Source organism: Pseudomonas sp. NBRC 111130 (genome assembly GCF_001320485.1).
Classification (GTDB): Bacteria; Pseudomonadota; Gammaproteobacteria; order Pseudomonadales; family Pseudomonadaceae; genus Aquipseudomonas; species Aquipseudomonas vlassakiae.
Genome location: NZ_BCBG01000002.1, coordinates 59,051 through 71,939 on the forward strand (window position 1 = coordinate 59,051; position 12,889 = coordinate 71,939).

Sequence of the window (12,889 nt, forward strand, 5' to 3'; positions counted from 1 at the left end):
CAGGTTTTGATCGGTCACTCATCGCCTGGCTCGGAAAATTCGGCTGGCCCGCCCAGGCTGCCAGGCACATTCAAGCCAAAGTGCAGGTAGGCATGCCGGGTTACCACGCGGCCGCGCGGGGTGCGCATGATATACCCCTGCTGGATCAGATAAGGTTCGAGCACATCCTCGATGGTATGCCGCTCCTCGCTGATGGCCGCAGCCAGGTTGTCCACACCCACCGGACCACCGTCGAACTTCTCGATCATGGTCAGCAGCAGGCGGCGGTCGGAATGGTCGAAACCACGCTCATCGACGTCCAGCAGGTTCAACGCCATGTCGGCAACAGCCTTGGTGATCTGGCCCTTGCCGCGCACCTCGGCGTAGTCGCGCACCCGGCGCAACAAACGGTTGGCGATACGTGGCGTGCCACGGGCACGCCGGGCGATCTCATAGGCACCGTGGTCCTCGATGGACAGGCCAAGGATGTTGGCCGAACGGCTGACGATGGTCGCCAGGTCCTTGTCGCTGTAGAACTCCAGGCGCTGGACGATACCGAAGCGGTCACGCAACGGATTGGTCAGCATCCCGGCCCGGGTGGTAGCGCCAACCAGGGTAAACGGCGGCAGGTCGAGCTTGATCGACCGGGCCGCAGGGCCTTCGCCGATCATGATGTCCAGCTGGAAGTCCTCCATCGCCGGGTACAGCACTTCCTCGACCACCGGTGACAGGCGGTGAATTTCATCGATGAACAGCACGTCATGCGGTTCGAGGTTGGTCAGCATCGCCGCCAGGTCACCCGGCCGCTCGAGGATCGGCCCCGAGGTGCTCTTGACCGATACGCCCATCTCCTGGGCGATGATATTGGCCAGGGTGGTCTTGCCCAGCCCGGGCGGGCCGAAGATCAGCGTATGGTCGAGCGATTCGCCGCGCCCACGGGCCGCCTGGATGAACAGCGCCATCTGCTCGCGCACCACCGGCTGGCCGATGTACTCGTCCAGGCGCAACGGGCGGATCGCACGGTCCTGGACTTCTTCACGGTCGCGGCCACTGGCGGCGATCAGACGGTCGGCTTCGATCACTTGGTAATCATCCCTTTAAGGCTGCGACGAATGAGTTCCTCGCTGCTCAGGCCGGCCTTGTCCTTGATCGCGGCGATGGCCTTGCTCGCTTCCTGCGGTTTGTAGCCCAGAGACACCAGGGCACTGACCGCATCAGCCTCAGCGGAAGACTCGCTGGCCAGCGGCAGTGGGCCATCGGAGACCAGGGTGAACATGGCCGGAGAGGTTTCCCAGGCCTTGAAGCGGTCCTTCAGTTCAACCAACAGGCGCTCGGCAGTCTTCTTGCCAACGCCTGGCACGCGCACCAGAACCGCAGCATCCTGAGCTTGCACGCAGCGCACCAGCTCGTCCACTTCCAGGCCGGACATCAGCGCCAGCGCCAGCTTTGGGCCCACACCATTGAGGCGAATCAGCTCACGGAACAGCTCGCGCTCGCGCTTTTCGGCAAAGCCATACAGCAGGTGGGCGTCTTCACGCACCACCAGGTGGGTATGCACGGTCACCGACTCGCCAACCTTCGGCAGACGGTACAGGGTGGTCATCGGCACTTCCAGCTCGTAGCCTACGCCGTTGACGTCGATAATCAGGTGCGGCGGCTGTTTTTCCGCCAGGGTGCCGCGCAAACGTCCAATCACGTTCCGATCCTTCCTCTCGGGGAGCCGGTCGAAGACCGCTCAACCCTATCAGCAAATGCACCGGGAGAATGGTTCACCCGGACAAAATGTGTATCAGCGCATGAAGCGCTTACAGACGCAAGCGCCCGCCTCGCCGCCGCGCCGTGGCCAGGCCGTGGGGCACCAGGCTGGAGCGGGTATGGGCATGGCACATCGCGATGGCCAAGGCATCCGAAGCATCGATCTGTGGCTTTTGGGTCAGCTTGAGCAGATGCATGACCATCAACATCACCTGTTCTTTATTGGCCCCACCGCTGCCAGCGACGGCCTGCTTGACCTGGCTGGCGCTGTATTCGGCGATCTCCAGCCCGGCCTCGATGGCAGCAACGATGGCCGCGCCGCGAGCCTGGCCCAGCTTGAGCGCCGAATCGGCGTTGCGTGCCATGAATACCCGCTCGATGCCCATGGTCACCGGGCCGTGCTGGGCGATGATCTCGCTGACACCGCGAAAGACAATCTGCAACCGCTCAGGCAACTCGCCGCTGCCGGTGCGAATGCAGCCCGACGCCACGTACTCGCAACCACGGGCGGTCTGGCGGACCACACCGTAGCCGGTGATGCGCGAGCCGGGGTCGATACCAAGAATCAGAGTCATAGGGCCCGTCGATAACAATTGATGCATCAATGCAAACTGTAACGGCCCTTTCCCGGGTAAACCCGCTCCCACAGGTATGTGGAGTACCTGTGGGAGCGGATTTACCCGCGAAAGGGCCGGTGCAAGCAACGAAAAGCTTACATGCCTGAATAGAACAGCCAGAACACCTTAACCGAGTTTTTCCATGATCTCGTCGGAGATCTGCGCATTGGAGTAGACGTTCTGCACGTCATCCAGGTCTTCGAGCATGTCGATCAGCTTGAGCACTTTCTCGGCGCCCTCCTGGTCCAGTTCCGCGCTGGTGGTCGGCTGCATGACGATTTCCGCGTCGGCGGCCTTGAAGCCCGCCTCTTCCAGCGCGTTACGCACGGCATAGAAGTTGTTGAACGAGGTGAAAACGTCGAACGATCCGTCGTCGTGGGCCACCACGTCGTCGGCATCGGCCTCCATTGCGGCCTCCATCAGGGCATCTTCGTCGATGCCCGCAGCGAAGCTGATCTGGCCCTTGCGCTCGAACAGGTAGGCGACCGAGCCGTCGGTGCCGAGGTTGCCGCCACACTTGGTGAAGGCATGGCGCACGGCGGCAGCAGTCCGGTTGCGGTTGTCGGTCATGGCCTCGACCATGATCGCCACGCCACCCGGGCCGTAGCCTTCGTAACTGAGCTCCTCGACGTTGTCGCTTTCGTTGGTGCCGGCACCACGGGCCACGGCGCGATCGATGATGTCGCGGCTCATGTTGGCGCCCAGAGCCTTGTCCAACGCCAGGCGCAGGCGCGGGTTGGAGCCTGGGTCGGCACCACCCTGCTTGGCCGCGACGGTCAGCTCACGGATCCACTTGGTGAAGATCTTGCCTCTCTTGGCATCCTGGCGCTCTTTGCGGTGCTTGATGTTCGCCCACTTGGAATGACCAGCCATAACGACTCCGAATCCTTGAAACAGAAACAGGTTCCGCCCCGAAGGGCGGAACGTGGGAATACTGCGCCGAAGCGCCGGGGCGCACCCGCCGGGATGCGCCCGGGGCCGATTACTCGACCTTGGTCTGCTCGCGCAGACGGATGTGCAGCTCGCGCAGGGCCTTGGCGTCGACCATGCCAGGCGCCTGGGTCATGACGCACGCGGCGCTCTGGGTTTTCGGGAAGGCGATCACTTCACGGATCGACTGGGCGCCGGTCATCAGCATGACCAGACGGTCCAGGCCAAAGGCCAGGCCGCCGTGAGGTGGCGCACCGAACTTCAGGGCGTCGAGCAGGAAGCCGAACTTCTCTTCCTGTTCCGCAGCATCGATGCCCAGCAGGCGGAACACCGCTTGCTGCATCTCCTTGCGGTGGATACGGATCGAACCGCCACCGAGCTCGGTACCGTTCAGCACCATGTCGTAGGCACGGGACAGCGCGGTGGCCGGGTTGGCCTCGAGTTCTTCCGGGGTGCACTTCGGCGCGGTGAACGGGTGGTGCAGCGCGGTGAAGCTGCCGTCTTCGTTCTCTTCGAACATCGGGAAGTCGACGACCCACATCGGCGCCCACTCGCAGGTCAGCAGCTCGAAGTCGTGACCCAGGCGGATACGCAGCGCGCCCAGGGCTTCGCTGACGACCTTGAACTTGTCGGCACCGAAGAACACGATGTCACCGTCGACGGCACCAACGCGGTCGAGGATGTTGTTGAGGTTGGCCTCAGGGATGTTCTTGACGATCGGCGACTGCAGGCCTTCGACGCCCTTGGCGCGCTCGTTGACCTTGATGTAGGCCAGACCCTTGGCACCGTAGATGCCGACGAACTTGGTGTACTCGTCGATCTTGCTGCGCGGCATGCTGGCGCCGCCTGGCAGGCGCAGTGCGGTGACGCGGCACTTCGGATCGTTGGCCGGGCCGGCGAAGACCTTGAACTCGACATCCTTCAGCTGGTCGGCGACGTCGACCAGTTCCAGCGGGATACGCAGGTCAGGCTTGTCGGAACCGTAGCGGCGCATGGCCTCTTCGAAGGTCATGTGCGGGAACTCGCCGAACTCCAGATCCAGCACTTCCTTGAACAGCTTGCGGATCATGCTCTCGGTGAGGCCCATGATCTCGGCTTCATCGAGGAAGCTGGTCTCGATGTCGATCTGAGTGAATTCCGGCTGGCGGTCAGCACGCAGGTCTTCGTCGCGGAAGCACTTGGCGATCTGGTAGTAGCGGTCGAAACCGGCAACCATCAGCAGCTGCTTGAACAGCTGAGGCGACTGCGGCAAGGCAAAGAAACTGCCTGCATGGGTGCGGCTCGGCACCAGGTAGTCACGTGCGCCTTCCGGAGTGGCACGGGTGAGGATCGGGGTTTCGACGTCGAGGAAGCCGTTTTCATCGAGGAACCGACGGATGCTGCTGGTGATGCGCGAACGCAGGCGCAGCTTGTCGGCCATTTCCGGGCGACGCAGGTCGATGAAGCGGTAGCGCAGGCGGGTTTCCTCGCCGACGTCGGAGTATTCGTTCAGCGGGAACGGCGGCGTTTCCGCTTCGTTGAGCACGTTCAGCTGGTAGCCGAGGATCTCGATGGCACCGGACGCCATGTTGGCGTTCACTGCGCCTTCCGGGCGCTTGCGCACCTTGCCGGTGATCTGCACGACGTACTCGCTGCGCACGCGGTCGGCGGCGGCGAAGGTTTCGGCGCGATCCGGGTCGAACACGACCTGGGCCATGCCTTCGCGGTCACGGATGTCGAGGAAGATCACCCCGCCGTGGTCCCGGCGACGATGGACCCAGCCGCAAAGGGTGACTTCCTGGCCGTCCAGGCTCTCGTTCAGTTGGCCGCAATAATGGCTGCGCATCATGATGGTGGTTTCGCTTCTCGTGATTCGTGTATTCGTTGGAGGCCTTGGCCGCCCGGAGGGCTAATACTGCAAGACCCGGCTACTGCAATTCAACTCAGTCGGCCTTGTCGCCGCCTGCCAGGTTCTTTTTTGCCCCGGTCTTGAAGTCGGTTTCGTACCAGCCGTTGCCACTCAGGCGGAAGCCAGGGACCGACAGCAGTTTCTTCAATGCCGGCGCCTGACAGGCCGGGCAGTCGGTCAGCGGCGCGGCGCTGATCTTCTGCAGCACCTCCATCCGGTGATCGCAGGAAGCACATTGATAGTCATAAAGGGGCATGAACGTCTCTCGTCAACCACAACGCTGGCTGCCGGGGCAGCAAAAAGCGGGATTATATATGGTTAACCGACACTGCGCAGCCCGCCGGGCGATCAGCGTGCACTCGGCGGATCACGCAACCAGGCGACACAAATCACCCGGATCAGCCCGCTGAAGTTACGCACCCCACCCTGACGCAGGTGCACTTCACGGTCGACATAAGACAGCACGGCGCTGACCGAGCACTGGTTCGCCGCGGCGATCTGCTCGAGGATACCCCAATACACCGTCTCCAGGCGCAGGCACGTGGAAAAACCGTTCAACCGCACCGAGCGCGATACCGGCTGCGTCTGCAACATGTCGAAATCGGCCTTGAACGGGTCGATGCACTGCTTGCCAGGCCAATGCCCCAACTTCACCGCACGCTTGACTGCTTGCATCGCACCACCTCCTCAGTTCATCAACTGGGGCTCAATGAAGCGCAGAGCGAGGCGCGCAAAGCAGCGGCAAAACCTTCCCGCACAAGCGAAAAAGCCCGACTGGAATGGATTCAGCCGGGCTTTCTGACAGGTCCTACACGATTAGCCGTTTATTTACCGTCGAGCAGCACCCGCAGCATCCAGGCGGTCTTTTCATGCACCTGCATGCGCTGGGTCAGCAGATCAGCAGTGGGTTCATCGCTGACTTTGTCCACCACCGGGAAGATGCTGCGTGCAGTGCGCACCACGGCCTCTTGCCCCTGCACCAGCTGACGGATCATTTCATCGGCAGGCGGCACACCTTCCTCCTCCTTGATCGAGGAGTGCCGTGCGTAGAAGGCGTACGAACCTGGCGCCGGGAAGCCCAGTGCACGGATCCGCTCGGCGATCGAGTCGACCGCCAGCGCCAGTTCGTTGTACTGCTCTTCGAACATCAGGTGCAGGGTGCGGAATGATGGGCCGGTGACGTTCCAGTGGAAGTTATGGGTTTTCAGATACAGCACATAGGTATCCGACAACAGGCGGGAAAGCCCATCGACGATGGACTTGCGATCTTCTTCACTGATACCGATATCGATTGCCATGAAGTTCCCCTTTCCATAAGGCTTGATGATCAAGCAGGTACTACACACTGTATCAATGCCTGGCGCAAGGCGCCCATGACACAGGGCAAACCATCGGTGCTTGCCGGCTGCGGTTTGAGAAGCCCCCGCCTTTGCTGTTAAATAGGCACGGTGCCACCCGTGCGGACTGTCATTGCCGGGTGCATAGGCTGGCCTCCACGTGTTCGCGCTTTACACCTCATGCGCACCGTGCCGCCAGCTCTTCCTGTGATCGGCCTTATCAACTGTGAGCCAACCCATGTTCAAGATCGTCCATCTGGTGACGGGCGTTGCGGCTTTGCTGCTATCGCTCATACCCAGCCTCAAACCCGACGCAATACCCTTCCTGCAGCAACCCGACGCGGTCTATCTGACCCTGCTGGGCCTGCTCAACCTGCTGCTGGCCCCGGTGGTGCCACTGTATTACCGCGGTGCGCGGCAACAGCTGCAATACCTGGCCTGCGCCCTGCTGGTGGTGGCCGTGGTCCTGCAGACCCTGACCCTGCTGGCACGCCCGGAAATGGGCAACCTGGCGGCGCTGGTCTGCGCCGCGCTGGCTGTCGCCATGCACCTGGTGGCCGGCTTCGCCCGCAGCAGCAAGAAAGCACGCGCCAGCCAAGGTGCGCCACTGGAAGCCGGCAAGCGTGATACCGGCACCGTTAAGTGGTTCAACACTTCCAAAGGCTTCGGGTTCATTTCCCGCGACACGGGCGACGACATCTTCGTGCACTTCCGCGCGATCCGCGGCGAGGGTCACCGCATCCTGGTCGAAGGCCAGCGCGTGGAGTTCTCGGTGATGCATCGCGACAAAGGCCTGCAGGCCGAAGACGTGGTCGCGGTTAACCGCCGCTGAGCCCGCACCGCCCTGGGGCAAGCCCAGGGCGGCCACTCATCAATAGTGAGGTGGCGGCGCCTCTTCCCCTTCGCTGCCAATCTGCCCGACCATCTCTTCATACCGCTTGATCAGCTCGGCCATCTGCAGTTGCAGACGCTCGATGACCCGCCCCTGCTCGACCACCACATCATTCAACGCCTGGATCGTGTCGTCCTGGAACGCCTGACGGGTTTCCAGCTCGATGATGCGCAACTCCGCCGACATGTCAGACCTCCTGATAATCATGGGTCAGGAGCGCACGCAGACGCTGACGAATGGCGTCCACCTGCTCCGGTGCATAGCCAACTGCCGAGACCTTGCCCCAGACCGGCGCAGGCCAGGCTGGATCGCCATGACGGCGCACGATCACATGCATGTGCATCTGGCTGACCACGTTACCCAAGGTGGCCACGTTCATCTTGTCGGCCGCGAACGCGTGCTTGAGCGTTTCGGCCAGGTAGGTGGTTTCTTTCCACAGCTGCGCCTGGTCTTCCTGGCTGAGGTCGAACAACTCGCTCACACCCTCACGCCTGGGCACCAGTATGAACCACGGGTAATTGGCATCTTTACTCAGCAGCAGGCGGCACAGCGGAAAGTCACCCAGCACCAGGGAATCCTGCTGCAAACGCGAATCCATATCAAACACGATCAATCTCCAAATAATAATCCGATGCGCCAAGGATACTCTGCTTCGCCCCGCCCGAGCATGCTGACAAACGCATGAATGCACGCTTTAAGCCCATGAATACTCACGACTTGCACAACTGCGGTAACACAGCGCTACTTTTCGCACCAAAATGAGGCCGCCCAAGTGTGCGGCACTACGCTTCTACCCACATCAACCACTCAGGATCAACAGTCGACGGTAACACATTGACTTTTATGGCAGGTTTTTCCTTCAACCTGCCGAATGAGACCGGCACACCATCAGACAACTCCCGCCCAGTAATTGCGGCACTTTCCGACCTTTGGCGGCCGGTTCTGTGAAAATTTCATGAACCGTTGTTAATTTTGAGCATGCTTGTTGCATTCTCTCCACGCCAAGTCGGCACGACACCTGCATTGACCAGGTGACGCGACAAATAACAACAGCGAGATTGGGCACACCAGGGAGTTTCCCAGCCAGAATCTGTAGTTACAGAATTCTTACGGCGATGGGACAGCGCTGGCGTTGTACGACCCGGTTAATCGGGGCGTGATTTGCGACATGGAAATACCTGAAAGCGACATGACCATAAAGTTCCCGCAAGGATAAATTTTGCCATATCGCCAAGAACAGTCAGCGTGCTATACATTTCCGCCGACATAACAAGAAAGAGCTGTTCCATATAACTAAAAGACTTGGACGCAGCGGTACTCTTCCTAAAAACCAAAGGAGCAAATCACGATGCGCGTGATGAAGTGGAGCATGATCGCCCTGGCCGTTGCGGCAGGGACCTCACAGATGGCAGTGGCCTCGTCCCAGGACGAGTCCAAGGGTTTCCTCGAAGACAGCAAGCTGAACGTCAAGACTCGCATGCTGTACTTTAGCCGTGACTTCCGTAACAACGAGCGTGACCCTGATACCGGCGCTCGTCAGAGCCGCGTTGAAGAAACCGGCCTCGGCTTCCTCGGCACTTATGAATCCGGCTTTACCCAAGGGACTGTCGGCGTGGGCGTTGACGCCATTGGCATGCTCGGCTTGAAACTCGACAGCGGCAAAGGCCGCGCCGGCACCGGCCTGTTCCCGCTTGATTCCGACGGCCGCGCGCAAGACGACTATTCCAAGGGCGGCGGTGCAGTCAAGTTCCGCATCTCCAACACCGTATTGAAAGTAGGTGACCAGTTCACCGCTCTGCCTGTGTTCGCCACCGACGACAGCCGCCTGCTGCCGGAAATGGCCGAAGGCGCCCTGATCACCAGCAACGAAATCAAAGGCCTGACCCTGAACGCGGGTCGTTTCACCGCACTTGACGCCCAGGCCGAGACCAACCACGACAGCCTGCACCTGACAAAGGCCGATGTTGTCGGTGGCACCTACGCCTTCACCGACAATCTGTCGACCAGCCTTTACTACTCCAAGGTCGAAGACTATTGGCGCAAGTACTACGCCAACGTGAACTGGGCGCTGCCAATCTCCGACAAGCAGGGCCTGGTGTTCGATTTCAACATCTATGACACCAAGAGTGATGGCTCGGCCAAATACAAGGCCTTCGATGGCGGCAAACTGGACAACCGTGCATTCAGCCTGTCCGGCGCCTACAACATCGGCGCCCACACCTTCACCCTGGCTTACCAGAAAGTCTCCGGCGACGGTGACTACGGCTACGGTGTAGACGGCGGCGGCACCATCTTCCTGGCCAACTCCGTTGCCCGTTCCGACTTCAACGCCGAAGACGAGAAATCCTGGCAGGCTCGCTACGACCTGAACTTCGCCGAATTCGGTATCCCGGGCCTGACCTTCATGACCCGTTATGTACGTGGTACCGACGCCAACGTGGCCGGCACCAGCAACGGCAAGGAATGGGAACGCGACGTAGACGTCAAGTACGTCCTGCAGGAAGGCCCGGCCAAGGACCTGAGCTTCCGCGTTCGTCAGGCCACCTACCGCTCCAGCGATGGCGTCTACTACGGTTCGAGCTCGATCGACGAACTGCGCCTGATCGTCGAGTACCCGCTGAGCATCCTGTAAGCCTGGCTTATAGTGCCCCGCACCTGAAAAAGCCCGGCACACTTGCCGGGCTTTTTCTTGGCTGACAACTGCCACGCCCTGGGGCATTCTGTACGCCTTCGTTTCGCCCCCGTACAATGCGGGGCTATTTCAACGTCTTAGGCAATCGACACGGCTAACCATGCGCACCAGTCAATATTTGCTCGCCACCCAGAAAGAAACCCCTGCCGACGCAGTGGTCATCAGCCATCAGCTCATGCTGCGTGCCGGCATGATTCGCAAACTGGCTTCCGGCCTGTACACCTGGCTGCCGATGGGCCTGCGGGTGATGCGCAAGGTCGAAAACGTTGTGCGCGAGGAAATGAACGCCGCCGGCGCCCTGGAAGTGTTGATGCCCAGCATCCAGCCTGCTGAACTGTGGCAGGAATCCGGCCGCTGGGAACAGTACGGTCCTGAGCTGCTGCGCCTGAAGGACCGTCATCAGCGCGAGTTCTGCGTCGGCCCGACCCACGAAGAAGTGATTACCGACCTGGCCCGCAACGAGCTGTCCAGCTATAAACAGCTGCCGCTCAACATGTACCAGATCCAGACCAAGTTCCGTGACGAGATTCGCCCACGCTTCGGCCTGATGCGCGGCCGCGAATTCATCATGAAGGATGCCTACTCCTTCCATGCCGACCAGGCTTCCCTGCAGGAAACCTACGACCGCATGCACCAGGCGTACACCAACGTCTTCACCCGCCTGGGCCTGGACTTCCGCCCGGTGCAGGCCGACACCGGCTCCATTGGTGGCAGCTACTCCCACGAATTCCACGTCCTGGCCGAGTCGGGCGAGGACGACGTGATCTTCAGTGACAGCTCCGATTACGCCGCCAACATCGAGAAGGCCGAAGCCATCCCGCGTGAAACCGTGCGTCCTGCTCCTACCGAGGAGCTGCGTCTGGTCGATACCCCGGATGCCAAGACCATTGCCCAGCTGGTGGAAAACCACGGCCTGCCGATCGAAAAAACCGTCAAGACCCTGATCGTGCGCGGCGCCGAAGAAGGCAAACTGGTCGCCCTGATCGTCCGCGGCGACCACGAGCTCAACGAAATCAAGGCCGCCAAGCTGGAACAGGTTGCCGACCCGCTGGTCATGGCCACCGACGCCGAACTGCGCGAGGCCATCGGTGCCGGCGCCGGTTCGCTCGGCCCGTTGAACCTGCCGCTGGAAATCGTCATCGACCGCTCGGTCGCCCTGATGAGCGACTTTGCCATCGGCGCCAACATCGACGACAAGCACTACTTCGGCGTGAACTGGGAGCGTGACCTGCCGGTTCCACAAGTCGCCGACCTGCGCAATGTCGTCGAAGGTGACCCAAGCCCGGACGGCCAGGGTACCCTGGTCATCAAGCGCGGCATCGAAGTTGGCCATATCTTCCAGCTCGGCACCAAGTACAGCGAGGCGCTCAAGTGCCAGGTGCTGGGTGAAAACGGCAAGCCGGTGACCCTGTCCATGGGCTGCTACGGCATTGGCGTGTCCCGCGTGGTCGCTGCCGCCATCGAGCAGAGCTACGACGACAAAGGCATCATCTGGAACGACGCCCTGGCACCGTTCCAGATCGCCCTAGTGCCCCTGCGTTACGAAACCGAGGTAGTTCGCGAGGCAACCGACAAGCTGTACGCCGAACTGACTGCAGCCGGCTTCGAGGTGCTGCTGGACGACCGCGACAAGAAGACCAGCCCCGGCATCAAGTTCGCCGACATGGAGCTGATCGGCATTCCACACCGCATCGTCGTCAGCGATCGTGGCCTGGCCGACGGTAACCTGGAGTACAAGCACCGCACCGAGTCTGAGGCCCAACAGCTGCCGCTCAATGAAGTGCTGACCTTCCTGCAGGCCCGCGTTCGCCGCTGATAACCAATGCACGAGTAATCATGTCCAAGCGAAGTACCTTTACCCTGGGGGGCGCCGCATTGTGCGGCGCCTTGCTCGCCAGCGGTTGCGCCAACCAGATGTCCCAGCGCAGCGATCATGAGGAGCGTGTCGAGCGCAAGCTGCTCGAACACACCTTGCAGATCGATGTCGGCGAGCCGAAGGTGATGGAGCTTCCGCAACGGCGTGTGCGCATCCACGAGCAGAAGCGTTTCGAGGTCACCGAATACGAGGTCACCCGCCGCTACGACCGCTACACCCCATACCAACCGTGGCGGGAGATCTACGAGATCCCGCTGGGCGCGGTAGCCGTGGTGGCCGGTATAGGGGCTAACGTGGTCAACGTGTTCACCCTTGGCAACCTGCCGCAGAGCATCACCCACGACTGGCTCAGCTATGGCGTGGATGGCCTCAATCCGTTCATGAACACGCCGTCCAATGGCCGTGCCCAGCAGAACCTGGCGGGCATCAGCGAAGTGCAGAAGGACAAGCGCGAGGAGTTCACCAGCGTGCCCTGGAGCGAGCGGCTGGTTGAAGTCAAGGCAGGCAAGATGACCCACGAACTGACTACCGACAGGAACGGCGTCTTGCGCCTGAACCTGCTGGACAGCCCGTTCTCGGAACAGCACCTGAACCACGTCGGCACCTTGCACCTGCAAGCGGTCGACGAGGACAACGCGGTGCGTGGCGATGCCAGCCTGCTGGTCAGCGCCACCTTGCGCAACAAGCTGCGAGAGGCCCATGAGCTGATCTTCGATGACCTCGAGGATGATGATGTAGGCCAATGGGTTCACCGGGTCAAGCGCTTGTCCGAGTTGGGCCTGGAAGAGGAAGCCAGCGAGATGGAGCAGAGCCTGATCGAGCTGACACGCAACGATCCGGAGCTGCAACAGGAATTCCTGTCGGCACTGACCAAGGCCACCGGCCGGTTGGTCGCTGATCCCGGCCTGTAGCACCGAGCGTGC

General features: G+C 61.2%; 14 protein-coding genes. 4 read left to right on the top strand and 10 right to left on the bottom strand.

Annotation, left to right across the window (positions count from 1 at the left end; translation table 11 throughout):
* Positions 1 to 14 precede the first annotated feature (14 nt).
* The 8 genes from ruvB to APH33_RS01235 all read right to left on the bottom strand — a co-directional run bounded on the left by ruvB (position 15) and on the right by APH33_RS01235 (position 6,467).
* On the bottom strand, positions 15 to 1,061 hold the full coding sequence (gene ruvB, locus APH33_RS01200) for a Holliday junction branch migration DNA helicase RuvB (protein ID WP_054883400.1): 1,047 nt from the start codon (positions 1,059 to 1,061) through the stop codon (positions 15 to 17).
* On the bottom strand, positions 1,058 to 1,675 hold the full coding sequence (ruvA, locus tag APH33_RS01205; protein ID WP_054883401.1) for a Holliday junction branch migration protein RuvA: 618 nt from the start codon (positions 1,673 to 1,675) through the stop codon (positions 1,058 to 1,060). Before ruvA ends, ruvB begins: the two co-directional genes overlap by 4 nt.
* 109 nt (positions 1,676 to 1,784) lie before the next feature.
* Positions 1,785 to 2,309, bottom strand: a complete 525-nt coding sequence (ruvC, locus tag APH33_RS01210) for a crossover junction endodeoxyribonuclease RuvC (protein WP_054883402.1) — start codon at positions 2,307 to 2,309, stop codon at positions 1,785 to 1,787.
* Positions 2,310 to 2,477: 168 nt separating this feature from the next.
* Entirely contained in the window at positions 2,478 to 3,224 is a 747-nt protein-coding gene (locus APH33_RS01215; protein WP_054883403.1) for a YebC/PmpR family DNA-binding transcriptional regulator, read from the bottom strand.
* 109 nt (positions 3,225 to 3,333) lie between these two features.
* Positions 3,334 to 5,109: an aspartate--tRNA ligase gene (gene aspS / locus APH33_RS01220; RefSeq protein WP_054883404.1), complete on the bottom strand. Its 1,776-nt coding sequence runs from the start codon at positions 5,107 to 5,109 to the stop codon at positions 3,334 to 3,336.
* Positions 5,110 to 5,203: 94 nt separating this feature from the next.
* Positions 5,204 to 5,425 (bottom strand): FmdB family zinc ribbon protein, encoded by a 222-nt coding sequence (locus APH33_RS01225; RefSeq protein ID WP_043209521.1) that lies wholly within the window; start codon positions 5,423 to 5,425, stop codon positions 5,204 to 5,206.
* A 92-nt stretch (positions 5,426 to 5,517) separates the two neighbouring features.
* Positions 5,518 to 5,844, bottom strand: coding sequence for a ribbon-helix-helix domain-containing protein (locus tag APH33_RS01230; protein WP_054883405.1), 327 nt, complete (start codon positions 5,842 to 5,844; stop codon positions 5,518 to 5,520).
* Positions 5,845 to 5,993: 149 nt separating this feature from the next.
* Positions 5,994 to 6,467: a Dps family protein gene (locus APH33_RS01235; protein WP_003254783.1), complete on the bottom strand. Its 474-nt coding sequence runs from the start codon at positions 6,465 to 6,467 to the stop codon at positions 5,994 to 5,996.
* 277 nt (positions 6,468 to 6,744) lie between these two features.
* On the opposite strand from APH33_RS01235, the gene APH33_RS27815 reads away from it, so the two are divergent.
* Positions 6,745 to 7,338, top strand: a complete 594-nt coding sequence (locus tag APH33_RS27815) for a cold-shock protein (RefSeq protein WP_054883406.1) — start codon at positions 6,745 to 6,747, stop codon at positions 7,336 to 7,338.
* A gap of 39 nt (positions 7,339 to 7,377) precedes the next feature.
* Here APH33_RS27815 and APH33_RS01245 read toward each other — a convergent pair whose 3' ends face one another.
* Both APH33_RS01245 and APH33_RS01250 read right to left on the bottom strand, forming a co-directional pair.
* Entirely contained in the window at positions 7,378 to 7,584 is a 207-nt protein-coding gene (locus APH33_RS01245; RefSeq protein WP_054883407.1) for a SlyX family protein, read from the bottom strand.
* A 1-nt stretch (position 7,585) separates the two neighbouring features.
* The gene (locus APH33_RS01250; protein ID WP_054883408.1) at positions 7,586 to 8,005 is read right to left on the bottom strand and encodes an HIT domain-containing protein; all 420 of its coding nucleotides are present in this window, start codon (positions 8,003 to 8,005) and stop codon (positions 7,586 to 7,588) included.
* Between the two features lie 741 nt (positions 8,006 to 8,746).
* Here APH33_RS01250 and APH33_RS01255 point away from each other — a divergent pair.
* The 3 genes from APH33_RS01255 (at position 8,747) to APH33_RS01265 (ending at position 12,877) form a co-directional block, all read left to right on the top strand.
* Complete coding sequence (locus tag APH33_RS01255) at positions 8,747 to 10,030, top strand: OprD family porin (RefSeq protein WP_054883409.1); 1,284 nt, start codon at positions 8,747 to 8,749, stop codon at positions 10,028 to 10,030.
* Positions 10,031 to 10,190: 160 nt separating this feature from the next.
* The gene (locus APH33_RS01260; RefSeq protein WP_054883410.1) at positions 10,191 to 11,906 is read left to right on the top strand and encodes a proline--tRNA ligase; all 1,716 of its coding nucleotides are present in this window, start codon (positions 10,191 to 10,193) and stop codon (positions 11,904 to 11,906) included.
* Positions 11,907 to 11,926: 20 nt separating this feature from the next.
* Entirely contained in the window at positions 11,927 to 12,877 is a 951-nt protein-coding gene (locus APH33_RS01265; RefSeq protein WP_054883411.1) for a hypothetical protein, read from the top strand.
* Positions 12,878 to 12,889: the final 12 nt, after the last annotated feature.